This is a genomic window from Roseovarius azorensis (assembly GCF_900109455.1).
GTDB lineage: Bacteria > Pseudomonadota > Alphaproteobacteria > Rhodobacterales > Rhodobacteraceae > Roseovarius > Roseovarius azorensis.
Genome location: NZ_FOAG01000001.1, coordinates 221286 through 240252 on the forward strand (window position 1 = coordinate 221286; position 18967 = coordinate 240252).

27 protein-coding genes are annotated in these 18967 nt (G+C 60.3%); 25 read left to right on the forward strand and 2 right to left on the reverse strand.

Annotated features, from left to right (window positions below):
* The first annotated feature begins 497 nt into the window (after positions 1–497).
* Both BSG08_RS01070 and BSG08_RS01075 read left to right on the forward strand, forming a co-directional pair.
* Positions 498–1136 carry a DUF1326 domain-containing protein gene (locus BSG08_RS01070; RefSeq protein ID WP_093030690.1) on the forward strand — a complete coding sequence of 213 codons (639 nt, stop codon included), beginning with the start codon at positions 498–500 and terminating at the stop codon, positions 1134–1136.
* A gap of 87 nt (positions 1137–1223) precedes the next feature.
* On the forward strand, positions 1224–1964 hold the full coding sequence (locus BSG08_RS01075) for a DUF2182 domain-containing protein (RefSeq protein ID WP_245770568.1): 741 nt from the start codon (positions 1224–1226) through the stop codon (positions 1962–1964).
* A gap of 686 nt (positions 1965–2650) precedes the next feature.
* Here the strand turns inward: BSG08_RS01075 and BSG08_RS01085 are convergent.
* The gene (locus tag BSG08_RS01085) at positions 2651–4060 is read right to left on the reverse strand and encodes a nucleotidyl transferase AbiEii/AbiGii toxin family protein (protein ID WP_175544654.1); all 1410 of its coding nucleotides are present in this window, start codon (positions 4058–4060) and stop codon (positions 2651–2653) included.
* 316 nt (positions 4061–4376) lie between these two features.
* On the opposite strand from BSG08_RS01085, the gene BSG08_RS19195 reads away from it, so the two are divergent.
* Genes BSG08_RS19195 through BSG08_RS01095 form a run of 3 tightly spaced genes read left to right on the forward strand, consistent with a single transcriptional unit; the run spans position 4377 to position 7970 of the window.
* Positions 4377–5006 (forward strand): HIT domain-containing protein, encoded by a 630-nt coding sequence (locus BSG08_RS19195; protein ID WP_139274522.1) that lies wholly within the window; start codon positions 4377–4379, stop codon positions 5004–5006.
* Positions 4999–5565, forward strand: coding sequence for a hypothetical protein (locus tag BSG08_RS01090; protein WP_093030702.1), 567 nt, complete (start codon positions 4999–5001; stop codon positions 5563–5565). The genes BSG08_RS19195 and BSG08_RS01090 overlap by 8 nt, the downstream gene beginning before the upstream one ends.
* Positions 5566–5567: 2 nt before the next feature.
* Positions 5568–7970, forward strand: a complete 2403-nt coding sequence (locus BSG08_RS01095; protein WP_139274523.1) for a nucleoside triphosphate pyrophosphohydrolase — start codon at positions 5568–5570, stop codon at positions 7968–7970.
* A gap of 161 nt (positions 7971–8131) precedes the next feature.
* Here BSG08_RS01095 and BSG08_RS01100 read toward each other — a convergent pair whose 3' ends face one another.
* The gene (locus tag BSG08_RS01100) at positions 8132–8623 is read right to left on the reverse strand and encodes a S24 family peptidase (protein WP_175544655.1); all 492 of its coding nucleotides are present in this window, start codon (positions 8621–8623) and stop codon (positions 8132–8134) included.
* Between the two features lie 534 nt (positions 8624–9157).
* Between BSG08_RS01100 and BSG08_RS01110 the strand changes: the two genes are divergently transcribed.
* Genes BSG08_RS01110 through BSG08_RS01205 form a run of 20 tightly spaced genes read left to right on the forward strand, consistent with a single transcriptional unit; the run spans position 9158 to position 18966 of the window.
* Positions 9158–9355 carry a hypothetical protein gene (locus BSG08_RS01110; RefSeq protein ID WP_093030714.1) on the forward strand — a complete coding sequence of 66 codons (198 nt, stop codon included), beginning with the start codon at positions 9158–9160 and terminating at the stop codon, positions 9353–9355.
* On the forward strand, positions 9355–9567 hold the full coding sequence (locus BSG08_RS01115; protein WP_093030717.1) for a hypothetical protein: 213 nt from the start codon (positions 9355–9357) through the stop codon (positions 9565–9567). Before BSG08_RS01110 ends, BSG08_RS01115 begins: the two co-directional genes overlap by 1 nt.
* On the forward strand, positions 9564–9752 hold the full coding sequence (locus tag BSG08_RS01120) for a hypothetical protein (RefSeq protein ID WP_093030720.1): 189 nt from the start codon (positions 9564–9566) through the stop codon (positions 9750–9752). Before BSG08_RS01115 ends, BSG08_RS01120 begins: the two co-directional genes overlap by 4 nt.
* 5 nt (positions 9753–9757) lie before the next feature.
* Positions 9758–10021: a hypothetical protein gene (locus BSG08_RS01125; RefSeq protein ID WP_093030723.1), complete on the forward strand. Its 264-nt coding sequence runs from the start codon at positions 9758–9760 to the stop codon at positions 10019–10021.
* Positions 10021–10245 (forward strand): helix-turn-helix domain-containing protein, encoded by a 225-nt coding sequence (locus BSG08_RS01130; protein WP_093030726.1) that lies wholly within the window; start codon positions 10021–10023, stop codon positions 10243–10245. The genes BSG08_RS01125 and BSG08_RS01130 overlap by 1 nt, the downstream gene beginning before the upstream one ends.
* A complete protein-coding gene (locus BSG08_RS01135; protein ID WP_093030729.1) occupies positions 10242–10454 on the forward strand; it encodes a hypothetical protein in 213 nt (70 codons plus the stop codon). The genes BSG08_RS01130 and BSG08_RS01135 overlap by 4 nt, the downstream gene beginning before the upstream one ends.
* Entirely contained in the window at positions 10447–11322 is an 876-nt protein-coding gene (locus tag BSG08_RS01140) for a ParB N-terminal domain-containing protein (protein WP_093030732.1), read from the forward strand. Before BSG08_RS01135 ends, BSG08_RS01140 begins: the two co-directional genes overlap by 8 nt.
* Positions 11319–13442 (forward strand): transposase domain-containing protein, encoded by a 2124-nt coding sequence (locus tag BSG08_RS01145; RefSeq protein WP_093030735.1) that lies wholly within the window; start codon positions 11319–11321, stop codon positions 13440–13442. The genes BSG08_RS01140 and BSG08_RS01145 overlap by 4 nt, the downstream gene beginning before the upstream one ends.
* 20 nt (positions 13443–13462) lie before the next feature.
* A complete protein-coding gene (locus BSG08_RS01150) occupies positions 13463–14254 on the forward strand; it encodes an AAA family ATPase (protein ID WP_093030738.1) in 792 nt (263 codons plus the stop codon).
* Positions 14251–14781 (forward strand): hypothetical protein, encoded by a 531-nt coding sequence (locus BSG08_RS01155; protein WP_093030740.1) that lies wholly within the window; start codon positions 14251–14253, stop codon positions 14779–14781. Before BSG08_RS01150 ends, BSG08_RS01155 begins: the two co-directional genes overlap by 4 nt.
* A complete protein-coding gene (locus BSG08_RS01160; protein WP_093030743.1) occupies positions 14778–15143 on the forward strand; it encodes a hypothetical protein in 366 nt (121 codons plus the stop codon). Before BSG08_RS01155 ends, BSG08_RS01160 begins: the two co-directional genes overlap by 4 nt.
* Complete coding sequence (locus BSG08_RS01165; protein ID WP_093030746.1) at positions 15140–15349, forward strand: hypothetical protein; 210 nt, start codon at positions 15140–15142, stop codon at positions 15347–15349. The genes BSG08_RS01160 and BSG08_RS01165 overlap by 4 nt, the downstream gene beginning before the upstream one ends.
* Positions 15342–15992 (forward strand): DUF3164 family protein, encoded by a 651-nt coding sequence (locus tag BSG08_RS01170; RefSeq protein WP_093030749.1) that lies wholly within the window; start codon positions 15342–15344, stop codon positions 15990–15992. The genes BSG08_RS01165 and BSG08_RS01170 overlap by 8 nt, the downstream gene beginning before the upstream one ends.
* 4 nt (positions 15993–15996) lie before the next feature.
* Entirely contained in the window at positions 15997–16449 is a 453-nt protein-coding gene (locus tag BSG08_RS01175; RefSeq protein ID WP_093030752.1) for a gp16 family protein, read from the forward strand.
* Entirely contained in the window at positions 16446–16694 is a 249-nt protein-coding gene (locus tag BSG08_RS01180; protein WP_093030754.1) for a hypothetical protein, read from the forward strand. The genes BSG08_RS01175 and BSG08_RS01180 overlap by 4 nt, the downstream gene beginning before the upstream one ends.
* The gene (locus tag BSG08_RS01185) at positions 16684–17076 is read left to right on the forward strand and encodes a hypothetical protein (RefSeq protein WP_093030757.1); all 393 of its coding nucleotides are present in this window, start codon (positions 16684–16686) and stop codon (positions 17074–17076) included. Before BSG08_RS01180 ends, BSG08_RS01185 begins: the two co-directional genes overlap by 11 nt.
* Positions 17077–17118: 42 nt before the next feature.
* Positions 17119–17730, forward strand: a complete 612-nt coding sequence (locus tag BSG08_RS01190) for a holin-associated N-acetylmuramidase (RefSeq protein WP_093030760.1) — start codon at positions 17119–17121, stop codon at positions 17728–17730.
* Complete coding sequence (locus tag BSG08_RS01195; RefSeq protein WP_093030763.1) at positions 17721–18293, forward strand: holin family protein; 573 nt, start codon at positions 17721–17723, stop codon at positions 18291–18293. Before BSG08_RS01190 ends, BSG08_RS01195 begins: the two co-directional genes overlap by 10 nt.
* A complete protein-coding gene (locus BSG08_RS01200; protein ID WP_093030766.1) occupies positions 18290–18667 on the forward strand; it encodes a DUF2730 family protein in 378 nt (125 codons plus the stop codon). The genes BSG08_RS01195 and BSG08_RS01200 overlap by 4 nt, the downstream gene beginning before the upstream one ends.
* Positions 18664–18966, forward strand: a complete 303-nt coding sequence (locus BSG08_RS01205; RefSeq protein ID WP_093030769.1) for a VpaChn25_0724 family phage protein — start codon at positions 18664–18666, stop codon at positions 18964–18966. Before BSG08_RS01200 ends, BSG08_RS01205 begins: the two co-directional genes overlap by 4 nt.
* Position 18967 lies beyond the last annotated feature (1 nt).

Here is an 18967-nt window from a genome sequence, read left to right on the forward strand (position 1 = left end):
GGATTTCGCGATTGCTGAGCGATTCCAAGGTGTCTGCGCGAAGTTTGCAGTGGAACATTAAATCGGGCCGAGAATGGCGGGGGGACAGCATTTTCAGGCGTTCGGGCACGCCGAAGGCCGAAACGCACCAAACCCCATTAAAATAGGGTTTAACGGGCTTTGAAAGCGGCGTTCAAGAGGCCGTGAGACGGGGCTGAAGGCGTCCGGAACCGGGACCCAAGCCGCCCGGTTCTTCCTTGCCGTCCCATATCCCTGCTGCGGCCTTTGAAATCAAAGGCCTGGAGATTCTGGACGGAGTGAATTTGTAAGAAGAAGTGGGACCCTTTTCGAGATCGAATGACAGCCGTTGCTGCCGGTGCGAAGCGGGCCCGATCCGCCTTCGGATGACCCGATCGCGCCCAGTCGTGACGTCTGAAGGAACAATATGGTCGGTCGCGCGGCGGCCCATTCTGTGTTATGTTAACACCCTCACAGACGTCAAACCGGGGGAGACCAAGATGACACTATGGGAACTTCATGGCCGTGAACTTGCCAACTGCAACTGCGCAACCGGATGCCCCTGCCAGTTCATGGCGCTACCGACGCAAGGCAACTGCGAGGCCGTTGCGGCGTTCGAGTTCGACTCCGGCCACTACGGCAACGTTGACCTGAGCGGAACTCGCTCGGCCTTGGTGGTGCATTGGCCGGGTCCGATCCACGAGGGGCAGGGAACCATGCAAATCGTGATTGATGAGGGCGCAACGGCCGAGCAACGCGAGGCGCTCTACAAGATCATGACCGGAGAGGACACAGAGGATATGGCCACGATGTGGTGGGTATTCTCCGCGATGTCCCCAAACAAGTTAGAAACGCTCTACAAACCCATCGAGATCGAGATGGACATGGAGACGCGCAAGGGCCGCGCAAGGGTGAGCGATGTCTTCGAGACAGAGGCTACTCCGATCACCAACCCTATCACCGGAGCTGAGCATAGGGCGCGGATAAACCTGCCTAATGGCTTCGAGTTCCGCGTTGCGGAGATGGCAAAGGGAACGACCAGGACCAGCGGAAAGATCGACCTCAAGAACAACTTGGACACCCATGTTCACATGGTCGAAATCCACCTGTCCGGCCAGGGTGTTCTCGAAGCGGCGTAACAGCCGTTCGATGCCATGAACATTTCGGGTGTCACCGAGCGCTTGCTACGGCGCGACAGAGCCGTCCTAGTGTCGCTTATAGGGGTCTTGTTCCTCCTCGCCGCCCTTTACACGTTTTTTGGCGTCGGGATGAGCATGAGCGCGTTCCAGATGACTGCCATGCGCGGTATGCGAGATATGCCTGGGTCACACGCTCCAGGGGCTTGGTCGCTGGGGTATGCCATCCTCATCTTCTTCATGTGGTGGGTGATGATGGTCGCGATGATGCTGCCCAGCGTCTCACCTACAGTGCTCCTGTATTCGGCACTTCTGCGGCGGGGCTCCGATGCTGACCGCGTCCCCCTGATTTCTGCAATTTTCCTGGTCGGTTATCTTTCAACTTGGGCCGCTTTCAGTCTCGTCGCTGCTGGATCCCAGTGGGCGCTCGAAGCGATGGGCATCGTCTCCGCCACGATGATGACGCTGACAGATACTGTGCCAGGCGCGATTGTCCTTATTCTGGCGGGCCTCTTTCAGTTTTCGTCCCTCAAGCAAGCGTGTCTCGACCACTGCCGCTCACCCGCCAGGTTCATCACAATGAGGAGGCGATCCGGCGCAGTCGGGGCTTTCAGAATGGGCCTTGAACACGGGTTGTATTGTCTTGGGTGCTGCTGGTTCTTAATGGCGCTGCTCTTCGTGGGCGGGATCATGAACCTCTACTGGATCGTGGGTCTTGCCGCCTTCGTTGCTATTGAGAAGCTAACACCGTTTGGTGACCGCATCGCCAAGCTGGCTGGAGGCGGCCTCATGATCTGGGGTGCCTTCATACTTGTTTCGGCGGCTTGGTGACCGTGGACCACGGTTGGCCGGATCGAGCCCTTGGACGACATTCATGGGCAAGATCCGGCCGCCGTCGGCGCGCCTTCGGAACGCGCGTGGCGTCACGGACGTTATTCGATTATCCTTGAGCCGTGCCAGCAGAGCTGAGTGGGAGGTCACCATGTTCAAGGGATGTCGGAAACTGCGGGTGTGCACCACGTTGGCCATTTCGCTGCTCGCCGGAGGGTCGGTGTTCGCCGATGAGAGAACCGAAGACCGCATCCTGCGCGGAGCGGTCAACGGGGTGATAAACGAGTTCCTGCCGGAACCATACAGCCGAAGTCGCGAAACTGTGCGGCGCTATCGCGGGGCAGATATCCCGGCCGGACACTACCCTCCGCCGGGCGGGTGCCGCATCTGGTACCCTGATCGACCAGCTGGGCACCAGCCGCCCCCCGGCTCGTGCAACGTCCACGTCCCGCGGGGCGCAATGCTCATTCGAGGGTAGATCAGTTCACCGAGAGCTGCGCGGCGTCTTTGCGGATGGCAGATCGCCCCGAAACCATAAGTGATCTTATGGTAAGTGAATAGTGCGCTCGTTTGACGCCCAGGCCACGCACCACCCCGGAGCGGCCATTCGGTCAATGTGTGGCGAGCACGGATGCCTGCACGTCACATTGGCCGCTTTGTGGATCTTTGGGCGGGAAAGTCAGAGCTCAGAAAACTCGAAAGCCGCGCCGCCCGCCGCATTGATACCCGTCTGGCGACTTGTGCTCGTTCAGGTCAAGCGATTGCGTTTTACGCGTAAACGTCTTTTGGCAGTACGGGCATTGAACCTTGTAAGTCTTCTCATAGCCTCGGAACACCGTCGCCTTTGGCATTCTTCCGATACGCGTCTTGGGGGAGCGAGCAGTGCCTCCAGCCTGTGCCGCGCTGAAGTCTTTGCCAAAATAGGCATTCCTTGCCTCTTCTCCAGCTTTAGAAAGCTCGATTTCATAGCGCGGCTCGAATTTTTCGTCGGTGAGCGACAGCGCCTCAACGCCCGTGTTGAGAAATGCCTTGATGCTCGGCCCTCTGCTTTGTCCGCCTGTTGTATCATAAGCGTAGAAATATTCGCGCGCGGGTTTCCCTGCCGCTTGCTTGTAGGCGAGTGAGTACGGCTCGATGATCCGTTCAACTCCGTGATAGGTGAGCTTCATCAGCCTGCGCTCGGCTCCTGCTTCCAGGATCATGTGCCGATGCTCTCCACCGAAATAGAGCTGCTCGCCCCAACCACCGCCGCTCACGCCGTCGAACAGGTGTTCAATGCTGTCTTTGAACCCTTCCACAGCCCGGTCGAAGCTGAAGCGGGTCGATTTAGGGCAACGAATATATTTCTCCCAAACACCGGCGAAGAAGGCCATCGGAATGCCGAGCAAAATGCCCTTGGCCGCGCCAGGGCTGGCGCTGAAAATAGTTTTGTTCAGAAAGGTGCGCAGGACCAAACCGCGATCCAGCTCGATTGAGCGGTCGATGAAGGTCGAGTACACGAGATCGAAAAGGTCGTGTGAGTGCCTGCGTTGCATCAGGCATTTTAGCTTGTTGGCGACGACCTCCTCCAGCGCCATGCAATTCAGTTCCACACTACAGGCGGAGGCATCCGAGTAAGGGTGGATAAGCTGACGCTTGGAAGCGGGAAGATGGAGGCGGTCAAAGTCCGTCACGTCCAATTTAACGCTGATCGTCAAATCGTCTTGGTTGCCAAAGAAGTCGGTGAAATACACGCGGCCCTTGTATGAACGTCGGGCGCTGTCCACCACAGGCCCCGCCGTGAAAGTGTTGCGGTCAATCCGGAATTCGACGCCGCAGGAGGCTTGGGCTTTCCGGCAGGCACCATTAATCTGTTCTCCCATTTTCTCGGCGTCTATGGCGTCGCTGACCGAAAAATCGAGGTCGGCTGAAAAGCGGGTGTCTGGATAGAAGGCTTTGCGCAGGCAGTTGCCACCTTTGAATACGAGCCTCGACCGTAGATAATCGTTCTCAAAAATGGACTTGAGCAGCCATCCGAAAACGTAGTCTCGCTCGACATTCGAATGATGAATATCGAATTTAATCGCATTCGCTTTGATTTCTTCCTGATCGATCATTTTTGATTCCCCAAGGCACGATAAGGGCCGCCGGGGATGAGAGTCGAGCGTTCTTAGCCTTGGTGCAGTCGCTTGTGCACAACATGTGAAGTAATGGCGATATGGTCGCGTGAAATGAAGCCATAAGTCTCCGGTGAGGCCGGGGCGATTCATCGCTGCACAGTACGGACCTCCACTTCTCAACATAGCAGGTTGATACAAAGGAAATTTGCTGGTATTTCGTTCCTACGTGTGAGCTTCGAGCAAGCTATCACAACCTACCGATATGTGGTATGGTTCGATCAAATAACCTCAAGATATGACAGCATTGGCCCTCATGGACACACAACCTGACCAAGGTCACAATTTTCATTGGCTCTTTCTGCCGGGGCAGAGATCGACAACTGCACTCTATGACACAACCATTGAAGAGACGCAGAATTTCGCTGTTCTTCCAACAAAGGGATCAATTGTCCCTGGATGGGTGCTTATTGTGCCGAAGTTTCCGACACCGCGCATGGCAGACGTGCCGCAATCCATGTTTGCTGAATTGAAGGATCTGGTAACCCGCATAACCTGTAAAATTGAGGCGAAGTTTGGAAAGGCGTACTCTTTCGAGCATGGTGGATTGAAAGGCTCGCCAGTTTCATGCGGCGTCGATCAGGCGCACCTTCACATTGCTCCGATGGGCTTTGATCTTTTACAAGCTGCGCAAGCTGAGTCGCCGGGCGGATGGAAGTATCCGGTCGCAGACAGAATTCCTCGAGCTGATCTTGCAGAAAGCGAATATTGGTTTGTATCGTCCGGTGATACCGCCGCATACAAAGAGATTGATTGCCCAAGTTCGCAGTTCTTTAGAAAAATCATCGCTCGTGAAACTGGGAATAGCGATCAATGGGATTACAGGTCCAATGACTTCATTGATAACGTTGCAGTTACAATAAAAGCCGTAGGTGCAAATGGCTGACGAAGACGAAGATCTGCCAGACTACGACGATGGGCGAAACACCGGAGAATGGAATTCACGTTATCAGGGACGCGCTTGGTTCCAGATTATCGTGGAATTTTTACTGCTCATTCTTTACCTGATGACCGCCAGTTATTTCCTGATCGAAGCCGTCATCGAAAAACCTGAAGAAAATACACGGGAAGGTTTTATCTACAGTTCATTGTTTGGCGTCCATGTTGCTGAAGATAAGGCCAAATGGGTCGCACTGGCACTCGCTGGTTTTGTTGGGGGTACGGTATTCGACCTCAAGTGGATGTATCACTCGGTAGCAAAGGGCATTTGGAATGTAGATAGGTGTCTGTGGCGGATTATTGTGCCACTCAATTCAGCAATGGTCTCACTCTTCACAGGTTTTCTTTTAACCTCTGGCGTTATACCATTCTTGAGGAATGAGAGCTTCGATGACTACTACGTGCTATTGGGTTTCGGTTTTGTTTTCGGCTACTTCTCAGACAATATTTTGGCCGCGCTTCAAAATCTTGCGAAGAATGTATTCGGCACTCTGGATAAAAGTTAACAATGCTGATCGACCCGACGCCGCCAAGTGAAAAAAACTTCAAGTCACATTCCAAAATTACAAAGAAGTATGGAGTGAAAGCCGCCGGATTGGCGTTCTTACCTCCAGCCTGGCGACTAGATTTTACAGCCCTTTCAATAGAAGTTCACAAATCATGGCGAAACAGGGCCGATCTCGGCTCAAATTCAGAGATAAAGAAACTACGCTCTTGGTTAGAGTTGCGTTCGTTCGAAGCTGTTATACTTCGCTCCAGTGGCAGCTCTGAAACCCTGCAAGATAGAGGAAAATTTAGATCTCGCATTTTGAAGAGCGGATGGAACTTTCTAAATCTCATCAATGAGCTTGGGAAACTCTATGAAGATGCTAGTACCGTTGATGGTGAAGCTGATCTCGGCATTGTCGTGCAAAAGTATGTCAAGGCCGACTACGCAGGGCATCTTTCAAACGAACATCGCGTTAGCCCAACAATTAACCAGTGGTCATACGAGTTAGAGCTACCGCAATGGGCACCCTCCAAAGGAATCAACTCAAAATTTACGACGTCACCTGATCCAACCATCCCTCTGAAATGCGGCAGTCAAATCCCTCATCAACCTTTGAGATCCGTCGGTCATTTCCTCGTGGGTGAGTTTGCGGAGCGCTGCCACCTCGAGTGGCTCGTGCACGAAAGCACGCTTTTCCTGATGCAGATCGATTTCGAGTGGCCTCAATTGGATATTGGACTTGATCCCAAAAAGGACCTTAAGTTGAAAGCTCCTGCCGATTTAAACTTGGAGGCCGCTAACGACATTCGACCATATACGATTGGTTCGAGGACAAAATGGCCAAAGCTAAAGAATCTGTCTGATTTTGATTTTGAAGACGATGGTATACAACCACCACGGATTTACCCCCTTGAGCCAATGAGAGTTGTTTCTGCAATAAGAAATAAAAAAGAACTCGACAAATTGGTTACTGAGATGAAGGCGCTTACGGGAAACCGCCTCGTTGTCAGAACAGATTGCATCAAAGACAATACCGGGAAATTTAATCTTCCTCGTACGGATACAATAGGCGCTGAAGACGCTATAAGGTGGTGCAGCAGAACTATTTCACAGTTTGAGAAACAGGGCGTTGAAAGGGAAAAGTTTATTTTTCTTTTCCACGCCTTCCTTCCTGCAAAGGCTTCGGCATGGGCATATGCAAAGCCCGGGAATCCAGTAGTGATCGTTGATGCGCTTTGGGGTTTGCCTGATGGCATGCAAGTGCTTTCTGTCGACACCTATGAGGTCAATGTTACACAAAACAAGGTTGTTCAAACAAAAACCACTTTTAAGCCCTCTTTCCTGATAGAGGTCGATGGCGGAAAGTGGGACTATCGCAGCATTAAATCCCTATCTGGACGTGGGCAAGTTTTGACCAAGGGTGACAAAATTGAGATTGCGACTCGCACCTCCAAGATCGCCAAAAAGCTCAATGAAGATGCTCAGATTATGTGGTTTTGCGATATCCCATTGGATTATAAGGTTGGGCGCAATCTTCCATGGTTTCGTTCACGCGAAATTCTTGATCCATCACCAAGACAAGACGTTCAGTACAAACCTTTTCGCGTATCAAACCCGAGTGATCTACAGAAAGTTCCAACTGAGAAAGTTACGCTTCAATTGTCGCCTGAGGCAGACCTAATTCGCGATAACACTTTCCTTGAGTCGGTTATTTTCGTGGCAAAAGAGCGGAGTTTACCTGTTCAACTGGAAGGCTCAATTCTTGGGCATGCATACTACAGGCTCAATCAGGAGAATATCCCTGTTGTCCTCAAGAATGCGCCAAAATACTATCGAAAACGCAATGCGCAGGTGTTTGGCAAGCTTGTTCGGGACAAGATTCCCGCCAATATTGCGGAAGGTGGGGAGACTGTTAGAGAAGCCAAGCTTGCAAAAGGCGATATGCAAGTCGGATTGGCTGGCAAACTTCTTGAAGAACTTGATGAGTTCTTGAGAGCGCACACGGATGACGACATTGCTGCAGAGTTGGCAGATATCTTGGAAGTGGTGAAAGGTTTGGCCCACTGCTCCGGTCATAGCTGGAGCAAGATTGTGCGGCTTGCGAAGGAAAAGGCATTAAAGCGTGGCGGATTTAATGAAGGGAAGGTTCTTGTTGAAACGGCCTTGCCCCACCGCGACAGCCCTATTGAGCGTCAAGAGCACGTCCGACTATTCGATTTGGGCAGGGTTGAGAGCAAAGATAATACTGTGGAAATACCTCCAAGCACACTTGTGTCAACTTCAAAGGGTCCCGGTGTCATCTTCTCGTTCCAAGGTGACCCTTCGCGATACAGGGCATCAATCAAGGAAGGTAAACTCGTTCTGACTAGGCTCGACACCAAGGTCGTCGAGGTCGATGAAAAACAGCAGGAGTTGTTTTGATCTCAGCCGATTTTCCTACGTCGCCCTTTCTTTCATTGGACATGCATCGGTGCCGCATTCTTCTCGTAAAGCTCGAATATCCGCGGCGAATACCCGCTTTCCACCTGACCTGCCGAAAGCCACGCATGCATGATTGCATACCAACAACGCGCACGACGACCCTACACTCCCTGCCACGAATGCGCTGACCAGACGATTTCGCCCAGGATGCGGATGTGGTTCATGTCGGGGCCGCGGCGGGTCTCGGTCGGGTAGTCCGGGTTGTCGGAGGTCAGGATGATCATTTCATTGTCGACCAGATCCAGACGCTTGACCCGCGCAGCCCCGTCGGTGTCGATCAGCGCGTAGACGTGGCGGTTGCGGATGGTGGTGCGGCGCTCGTCGATCATGACCAGGTCTCCATCGTTTAGCGTGGGGCACATGCTGTCGCCCGACACGCGCAGGAGGCAGGCCTGGGCGGGGGAGATGCCGCGCTCGCGCAGCCAGTCGCGGCGGAAGGCGAGTGCGCCTTCAAGCGATACGTCACCATTCTCTGCCCCCGGCCCGGCGGCGAGGCGGGCATCGACGCGGGGGATGGCGGCGAAGTCTTCGTGGCCGATCTGGGTGGTATACACGGTTCCGGTCTCGCGCGGCGGGCCTATGTAGAATTCCAATCCAAGTGCTTCCGCGATTTCTTTGGCTCTATCAACGCTTGGGGTTCTGGGCTGTTTATCCAGCATTCCCTTGAGAGCATTCTTTCCCAATCCAAGCTGAGCTTCCAAGCCACGGTGTGACGCCCCAGTATCTTTCAACCGGGCTCTCAATTCCTCAAGGAGGACATATGACGGAACTGTATGCACAATTGTGCACTACCTAAAAACCGAGGTTCCGTCCAATCTTTTCTAAGTATCCTCAATTGTGGTTGCACTACGTCCATAATTGTGCACAAATTGGTGCATGTTGAGCGAGCACCAAATAAGAGACCTGATCATCGCGCTGGCAAAGGCCCGCGATTGGGAGGTCACATATGCCTCTCGTATGGCTAGCGGCAGCGGCGATACGGTGGCGCGTCTTGATGCGGGCGTGGGGCTAACCCTCCGTCGTGCAAAGGTTATCATCCGACGTTGTTCCGACCTTTGGCCGGACGGTTCGGGCCATGCGTGGCCCGATGGCATCCGTCGCCTCTCTGGAGACGCGGAGGATGCGGCATGACCCGGCCCACCCAAGAACGCCGTGTTCCGCATGGTTTTGCCATCGTGTTGGTGCTGGCGCTGAGCCTGATCCTGTGGGCGGTGTTTGCGGTGCATGTGATCACCGGCGTGCTGAGCGCCGGGGCGGGGGAGCCCAATTCACCGCTCTCTCCGGTCCAGCCATTCCCGGAATTCGAAGACGAGGAGCAATCGTGATGCGGATCAGCGATCTCATTCCCGATGCGGGGCAGTTGCAGGCCGAGATCGCGGCCATCCCGCAGCGGCAGCGGGTGGCGCTGGCGCTGCAGCTGGTGCGGGACATCGACGATCCCGCCTGCGCGCTGCCGCTGATGCGGCTGAGCAACCTGGCGGAGGATCATCACCTGTCGATCCGCAAGGCGCAATTCGTGCGGGAGCGTGTGCGATGAACCGCCCCTTCAACACCCGTTTGAACACCCGCGTGCGTGCTTGCCTGTATGGCGCGCGGGTCTTGCGCCGCGACCGGTCCCGGTCTGCTTGCCCCGGTCGCGGCGCGTTTGTGGTCATCGGCGATGTGCTGGGGGCGCTGGCGTTGTTCGCCATGCTCTTTGTCGTCGCGAGTTTCGGAGGATAAGCGCCATGAGACTGCGCGTGGAAAAATGGGGCTGCGGCTATGCGGTGTTCGACGGCAAGAAGCGGCTGAGCAAGACGCACAGCCACCGATATCTGGCCGAGAACGCCCTGGACAGGATCGAGGCCGAGGCCCGCCAGTCGCGCCAGGCGCGCAACCGGCCCTGTCTCACCTGCGGCACAGAGTTCTGGTCAACGGGCGTCGGGCACCGGATGTGCCAGCCCTGCCGTGCCCGTCTGGGCGGGCTCGACAACCGGATGCTGGGCTGCTGATGCATCACGCGCTGCTCACCTCACCCCGCCTGCAACGGGTGCTGGCCGTTCTCAAGGATGGCCGCCCCCACACGACGCGCGAGATCGTGCGGCGGGCGCATGTGGTGGCGGTGAACAGCTGCATCGCGGAGTTGCGGGCGAACGGGGCGGAGATCCTCTGCACCCGTGAGCGGAAAGGCGACCGGCTGATCTGCCGGTACACGATGACGAAGGCACCGACATGACGGACAAAAACGAAACTTACCGAGCTCATCAACTTGCGAAATGGATACTCCAGAGCGCCCAGAAGGTCGAGTTCATCGCCGGTATGCGAGACCTCGGGGACCCGATCTACGAGGCCTATCCGGACGTCCCCGTCTTTCTCCTGCGCAGTGAGTTGGACGCATTGGGCAACATGGTGACTGCCATGCGAAAGGCGCTCGACGATGAGTGAACTGCGCCTGATCGAAACGCGCGAGCTTGCGCTCGATGACATCGTTGTCGAAGACCGGCTGCGCCCCGTAGACGAGATGGGCGTCTCGGCGATCCTGATGACGATCCGCGAGGGTGGGGCCACCACGGACCCGATCGACGTGCGCCGGGTGCGACGCAAGGGCGTAGTGAGCTTTCGTCTGATTGACGGCGCACACCGGATGGCGGCCGAGCGGCAGCTTGGCAACACGACGATCCTCGCATCCATCCACGAGGGCACGGATGCGGATGCACGGCTCATGGAGATCGAGCGCAATCTCGCCCGCGCCGAGATGAAACCGGTCGATCGCGCGGTCTTCCTTCTGGAATACAAGCATGCCTATGAAAAGAAGTATCCGGAGGCGCGCGCGGCCATCGGACAGGCCTTGATTGCCAAGCGATGGGATACGACGGGCACGATACCCGTCGTATCGTTTGCAGCCAAGATCGGCGCGATGACGGGTCAGGACGAAAGTACGGTCCGTCGCCAAATCCGAGCCGTAAAGGCTCTTGAACGCCCGGAAATCGACGCTCTGCGCAGCTCACCGAAGTGGGTCTGCTACAATGATATTGCGGAAATCGGCAAGATCACGGAGGTCGATGAACGCCGCTTTGCGGTCAATGCCCTGGCCGCCGGGGAAGCCAAAACCGTCAACGCCGCGCGCAAGCTCTACCGCGCCGCACGGGGCGAAGGCCCCGCGCCGATGAGCGACAAGGATGCGAAGTTCCTGCGCCTGATGGATGCCTGGGATCGTGCGGGGCCGGTGGCGCAGCGGCGGTTCCTGAGTGAACGCGGCACCGATGTCTCGGAGCGCCTTGCGGAGGTTTTGCGCCGGGGTGATCAGGGATGAGCCAGATCACCCCCGCACAGGAATGGTGGAGCGCGGCCGAACTGGCCGGGGCAGGGCTGCCCGATCTGCCCGGTACCAAGCGCAAGGTCAACGAGATGGCGCAGCGCGAAGGCTGGGCGGTTCTGCCGGGCAAGGTGCGTCGGCGCAAGGGCGCTGGCGGCGGGCTGGAATATCATTGGTCCGTCCTGCCCATGCGCGCGCGGATGCGGCTGAGTGCTGCCCCGACGCAGGCTCTGGCAGCACGGCCTGACCGGGGCGAGGCCTGGGCGCGCTATGAGGCGGCGGGGGACAAGGCCCGGTCCGAGGCGCAGGCGCGCCTCAATGCGATTGCCGAGGTCGAGCTTCTGGAAGGTGCGGGTCTTGCCCGGTCGGTGGCGGTGCGGGATGTGGCGCGCAAGCTGGGGCGGGCGGAAAAGTCGCTCTGGAACTGGCTTGCCGCGGTGGAGGGCGTCGCGCTGGCGGACCGGCTGGCCTTTCTCATCGACGGGCGCGCGGTGCGCACATCGGCCGGGCGTCGGGTCGCCCTTGACGACAAATTCTGTGCGCTGGTGCGCAGCGACTGGCTGCGGCCATCGCAACCGAGCCTGACCAGCTGCTATGACCGCGCGGCGCGCGTCTGGCTGGCCGAGCGGCGCAACAGCAAGGTGCCGCCGCTGCATCAGGTGCGGCGCTGGATGCAGGCCAATGTGTCGGAGCCCACCGCGATCTGGTTTCGCAAGGGCGAGCAGGCGCTGCGGGGGCTTTACCCGGCGCAGGTGCGCAGCAAGGCATACATGGCCCCGCTGGAATGCGTGCAGGGCGATTATCACAAGTTCGATGTCTTCGTGCGCTGGCCCGGCATCGACAAACCCGTGCGTCCGCAGCTCATGGTCTGGTCGGATGTCTATTCCGGCAAGCTGCTGGCCTGGCGGTTGTCGGATACCGCCAACAGCCACACCGTGCAGCTGGTGACCGGCGATCTGATCCGGACCTACGGCATCCCGCAATCGGTGCTGATCGACAATGGCCGGGAATTTGCCGCCAAGGCGATGACCGGCGGCACGCCGACGCGGTTCCGCTTCAAGATCACCGATGAGGATATTCCCGGTCTGCTGCCGCTTCTCGGTGTGCATGTCCATTGGGCGACGCCCTATTCGGGGCAATCCAAGCCCATCGAGCGCGCGTTCCGGGATCTGTGCGACCGGGTGGCCAAGCACCCGGCCTTTGACGGGGCCTATACCGGCAACAAGCCGGACGCCAAGCCCGAGGACTATGGCACCCGCGCCATCCCGCTCGACGAGTTCCGCGCGGTGCTGGAGGAGGAGCTCGCGCATCACAACGCCCGCCCCGGACGGCGCAGCGAGGTCGCCATGGGGCGCTCGTTCAACGAGGTGTTCAATGAGGGCTATGCCAGGGCCACAATCCGCCGCGCGACGGACGAGCAGTTGCGGCTGTGGCTGCTCCGCGCCGAGGGGATCAGAGCGAAACGCGGCAATGGTGCGCTCAGGCTCTATGACACCGATTACTGGTCGGAATGGATGTACCGGATCGCGGGCGAGAAGGTGGTGGCACGGTTCGATGCCGACGATCTCGCCGCCGGGCTTGAGGTCTATGACCTCTCGGGCCGCTATCTCGGCCATGCCGCCTGTCTCGAGGCGGCGAAGTTCATCGACGTGGACGCGGCGCGCGATCATGCCCGCAAGCGTGGCACATGGGTCAAAGCGCAGAAGGCGGAGGCAAAAGCTGCGCGTGAGCTCTCGGCGGCGGAGGTGGCGGCACGGGTTCGTGCGGCATCCGGCCTGGCCCCCGACGCGCCGCTGCCCGAGGCGCAGGTGCATCAACTGGTCACGCCCCACAAGGCCGCACCGAAACGGCGGCGGGTTCTCAGCGCTGACGAGCAGGCGCGCGAGGTCGAACTTGCGGCGCGCGTGATGCGGCTTGAGGAGCATCGCGCCCGGCCCGCCGATCCCGCCGACGACGATCCGGAGGTCAGGTTCGACCGCGCCCGCGCGCTCGAGCGTGCGGTGGCCGAGGGCGAGACCCTGACGCAGGCACAGGCCGCGTGGCTGGCGGATTATCAGCAGAGTTCGGAATACCGCGCGGGGCTGCGCATGGCGCGCCGCTTCAGCGCGGAAGAGTGAGCAGAGAAAAGGAGAGCAGCATGACACCATCCATTGCGCCATTGCGGAATGTCGCGGCGCTGATCGGTCTGATCGAGCGCGTGCAGACCCGCGCCTTCGGCCTGCCCGGCATGGCGACCTTCTACGGCCCCTCGGGCTGGGGCAAGACCACCGCCGTGACGGTCGCGGCGAACGAGTATCAGGCGCATGTGGTGCAGGTGAAGGACTGCTGGACGCCGACGTATTTCGCGCAGGCGGTGCTGCGCGAGATCGGCCTGCCGCCGGTGCGCGGCGTGGCGGGCATGGTTGACGCGATCGGCGCGCAGCTGGCGCGCACCGACCGGCCGCTGATCATCGACGATGCGCAGTATCTGCTGCGCAAGCGCATGATCGAGCTTGCCCGCGACATCTATGAGAGCTGCCAGGCGCCGATCATCCTGGTCGGCGAGGAAAAGCTGCCGCAGGACCTGACCCGCTGGGAGAACATCCACAACCGCCAGCTTGCCTGGGAGCCTGCGCTGGCCTGCAACATTTCGGATGCGCAGAAGCTGGCGCTGATCTACGCGGCGGGGATCGATGTCGCCGACGATCTTCTGGGGGCCATCGTGGATGCCTCGGGCGGCTCGATCCGGCGGGTGGCGATCAACCTCGCGCATGCGAGGGAGATCGCGCAGGGCAGGGGCCGCCGCCTGGCCGACATGGAGCTCTGGGGCAACCGCATCTTCGAGACCGGACAGCCGCCCGCCGTGCGCCGGGTGGAGGAGTATCGCGCCCCGCGGACGCGCGAGACGGTGGTGCCGCTCGCCCCCGAGGGCAAGGCGGTGCGCGCATGAGCGAGCTCTTTGAACGGATGTGGGCCGCGGCGCGGGACCTCGACGAGTTTGATTTTCTGGATGTCGCGCGCCTTGGCTGCACCGAGCAGACCGCAATACGCTACATTCGCTTCTGGCGCGAGGATGGCCGCATCCGGGTTTCGCGGATGGGCCCCAACAACAAGAAGTATTACCGGCCTGCGGACAAGCCGCCGCCCGGACCACAGCCGGTGAGCGGCGAGGCGACACCGGAAGGCAACATGTGGCGGGCGATGCGCACCCTGCGCCAGTTCAGCCCCGTTGACATCGCCGCGCATGCCAATGCCGGAGGCGTCGAGGTCACGGTCGAGAAGGCCCGCGCCTATTGCCGCCAGCTTCTGGCCTCGACCCATCTCAAAGTGCGCCAGACCGCCATTCCCGGTCGCCGCGAGGCGCTCTATCAGATCGTCGAGGACACCGGCCCGCGCGCGCCGAAGCCGGTGCGCCTTGCGGGGGTGCTTGATCCCAACACGGGCGTGTTCGCCCGCGCGAAGGGCGGTGCGGCATGAGTGCGCTCGACACCGCCCGCCAGTTCTGGGGCGACGCCTTGCCCGACTGGGTGGCCGCACTGGCAAGGGCCTGCGACGAGACCAGCCAGAACAAGGTCGCCAGGCGGCTCGAGCGCAGCGCGTCGCTGGTCTCGAACGTGCTGCGCAACCGCTACCCGGCGGATCTCGGCATCGTCGAGGACCTCGTGCGCGGGCATCTGATGTCCGAGGATGTCGATTGCCCGGTCAAGGGGCGCATCGGCAAGCAGGTCTGCCGCAAGTGGCGCGGCCGCGCGCGGCAGTTCGGGAACGTCAACGCCGATTACATCACGATGTACCGGGCCTGCAACCGCTGCCCGCTCAACAACGGAGGTGAGGCATGACCGCGCCCGAGATCGCCCGCTGGAGCAATGAGGAGATGGTACGCCTGGCGGCCTCGGGCGTGGCCAAGGTGGATCTGCTTGGTCCGCGCGGCACCACGCTCTGCTCGATGGACGAGATCGCCGCCATGGCCGCCGTCTGCGCGCTCAACGGCGTGGGACCGCGCCTGCTTTCAACACCCCATTCAACAGGAGACGACAATGTCTGAATTCACCCCGCATCCGGTGCCCTCGGGCATTATCGAGGAGAATGGTCGCCGCAAGATGATCGATGCCAAGGGCCGCGAAGTGCCGCTCGATCCGGTGCGCCCGCAGGATCAGTTGCAGGACGAACAGGTGCGCAAGATCGCAGGCTATGCGCTGGCGCTCAGCGATCAGCTGCGCCGGTTCAAGGAGCATACCTTCGACGACATCAGCGCCTTTGAGGCGATCCTCGCGCAGGAATACGAGGCGCGGCTGGGCGGGGCCAAGGGCAACAAGACGCTGACCACCTATGACGGGCTCTACCAGGTCCAGGTGCAGGTGCAGGACCGGGTGGATTTCGGCCCCGAGCTGCAGATTGCCAAGGGCCTCATTGATGAATGCCTCAATGAGTGGTCCGCCGACAGCCGTCCGGAGATACAGGCGATCGTCACCCGCGCCTTCAACACCGACCGCGAAGGCCAGATCAATCGCGCCGAGATCTTCATGCTCCTGCGGCTCGAGATCGAGGACCGCCGCTGGATGCGCGCCATGGATGCGATCCGCGACGCCATGCGCGTGGTGGGCAAGGCCACCTACGTGCGCGTCAGGCAACGCCCCAACACCGAGGCCCCGTGGCAGACCGTCCTGCTCGACCTGGCGAAGGTGTGAGGCAATGGCGCGCGCCCTGCAAAAGCTGATCTTCACCGCCTGCCGCCAGCTCGGCCTCGATGATGACGCCCGCCGCGATTTGCAGGTGAGCGTGACCGGCAAGGCATCCTTGCGCGACATGAGCGACGGCGAGATGAAGCTGGTGGTGGACCGCCTGAAGGAGGCCGGGTTTGACGACCGGCCCCGCAATCCGCGCCACAGGCCCGCGCCGCGCGCCGATCTGCGCATGATCCATGTGCTCTGGCGCAAGCTGGGGCAGTCCGGCGCGCTGCGCGATCCCTCCCGCGCCGGGCTCAATGCCTTTGTCCGCAAGCGGTTCGGCGCGGTCTGGGGCTCGGTCCCGGCCGATGTGGATATGCTGCGTGAGTGGAAGCTGATCGACGATGTGATCCAGGCCCTCAAGTCTTGGGGCGAGCGGCAAAACATCGACTTCGACTGGGAGGATCACCGTCGGTGAAGAAGCCCCGCCATCCTGTCACCGATCATGCCGTGATCCGCTATCTCGAGCGGGTGCAGGGCATGGATATCGCCGCGATCCGGCACAGGATCGGCCGGGTGGCGGATATGGGCATCAAAGCCGGTGCCCATGGCGTGATCAGCGACGGGTTCGTCTATCGCATCGAGGACGGCTTTGTCGTCACCGTTGCACTGCACCATGAGCCCGACAAGCGCGTCGGCCGGAGGCGTCGGCGTGGAGCGTGATCTCTTCTGGGCGGAGGAGCTGCGCGCCGAGATCGACGAAGCCGCCATCGACCGTTTCTTCGCGCGGGCGGGCGGCATGCGGCTTTACGTGCCCGGTGCGCGCCGCCTCGCGGGCAGTCCGCTGATGGTCCTGGCGGGGCGGGATATTGCCAGATGGATTTCCGAGCGCTACGCTGGCGATTACATTGATGTGCCATCGGCCCGCGCCCAGGCCCGCGACGGATTGCGGCAGGCGCTCACCCTCGCTCCCGATGTGCCGGTCAACGAGCTGGCCAACCGGTTCGGGGTCACCGCGCGCCGGGTGCTGCAGGTCAAGGCAGAGCTGGCGCAGGAGAATGAGCCACCCCTTCTGGCGGTCATGCGAAGGGCTTCATCTGAATAAGCCGGGCCACACTCTCTATCCTGACGGGAAAGAGGGTGCGCCATGCAAACAGTCCGAGACATCGCCGAAGAGATCGTCGCCCGCGAGGGCGGCTTTGTGAATGACCCCGACGATCCCGGCGGGGCCACGAACTTTGGCGTGACGATCCACACGATGCGCGCCCTCGGGCTCGATCTTGATCGCGACGGGCGGGTCACCGTTGCGGATGTGCGGCTGCTCACGCGCGCGCAGGCGGTCGATATCTTCATCGAGCATTATTTCGTGCGACCGCGCATCGCGCAGCTGCCCGAGGCGCTGCAGGCGAGCGTGTTCGACATGCAGGTCAATGCCGGGGCCAATGCGGTGAAGATCCTGCAGCGGCTGGTCACCCAGATGGGGTATCCGGCCACGGTGGACGGGGTGATCGGCCCGGCGACGATCCGGGCGGTAAAGGCCGCGCATGATGCGGCCCCCGGTCACATCGCCGATGCCTATGCCATCGCGCGGCGCAACTATTACCTGCGTCTGGCCGATGCACGCCCCGCAAGCCGCAAATACGCGCGCAGCCGCGCGGGCGGCAAGGGTGGCTGGATCCGGCGCGCCGAGGAATTCATGGCGCAGCGCTACCGGATGACCGAGGCGCAGTTTGCAGAAAGGATTGCGGCATGGGGCTGATCAGGTTCATGGGCGCGCTGTTTGGCGGCGGGCGCAATGTCATCGCCGAGACGGCGCAGGTCTTTCGCCCCAATGCCGAGGCCGCGGATGCGCGCGAGGCCTCGTTCCAGCAGGCGGCGCTGGCGCAGATGGCGGCGGAGTTCGGCCATGGTGGCGGCTGGTGGGGGCAGTTCATCGACGGGCTCAATCGCCTGCCGCGCCCGATGATGGCCTTTGGCTGCATTTTCCTCTTCTGGTCGGCGATGGCCGACCCATTGTGGTTTGCCGAGCGGATGACAGGGCTGGCGCTGGTGCCGGAGCCGCTCTGGGTGCTGATGGGCGCGATCGTGGCGTTTTACTTCGGGGCGCGGGAAATGCAGAAGTTCCGCGGCGTCTCGATGCAGAAGGAGACCGCCCGGATCATCGCGCAGGCCCCGCAGGTGGCGCAGAACATCGCCCGATTGCGCGCCCTGCGGCATGACAGCCCCGGCGTCGCCGATCCCGGCCCGGATGCCGAGGTGGCCCTGGTCTCGACAGAACCCGGCGACAATCCGGCGCTCGATGACTGGAGGCGCTCTGCATGATCGACTGGGACATCTTCTGGAAGGCTCTCGGCGTCATCTTCCCGATCCTGGCGGCGCTCTACACCTTCATCGCCACGCGCCGGAAGGATCTCGATGCGCGCCTCGATGCGCGCGACGCGAGCGTCAACAGCAAGCTCGAGGACGGCGATGATCGCATGGACCGGCATGAAAACCGGATCGCGCGGATCGAGCAGACGATTTCCAGCATGCCGGGCAAGGATGACATGCACGCGCTGCAGCTCGAACTGGTCAAACAGACCGGGGCGATGAACGAGATGCGGGCGGTGATGGAGGGCAACGCCAAGATCATGGCCCGGCTGGAGATCATCGTCAGCCGCCACGAAGATCACCTGCTCGACGGAGGCAAGAAGTGAGCGATTACAACGTAACCATCCGCAAGCATCGCCGTCTGGCCATTCTGCGCCACCTCGAGCAGGTTTCGGGTTATACCGCCAACGCCTCGATCCTGCGCGACGTGCTCAACGGCGTGGGTGTGGGCTCGACCTTCGACCAGGTGATCACCGAGCTGGCCTGGCTGCAGGAGCAGGGCATGGTCCTGATGCAGGATCACGGCGAGTTCGTGATCGCCGAGGCGACACTGCGCGGCATCGAGACCGCCCGCGGCGAGGCCACGCACCCGGATATCCAGCGCCCCCGCGCCCGGAGGGTCTGAC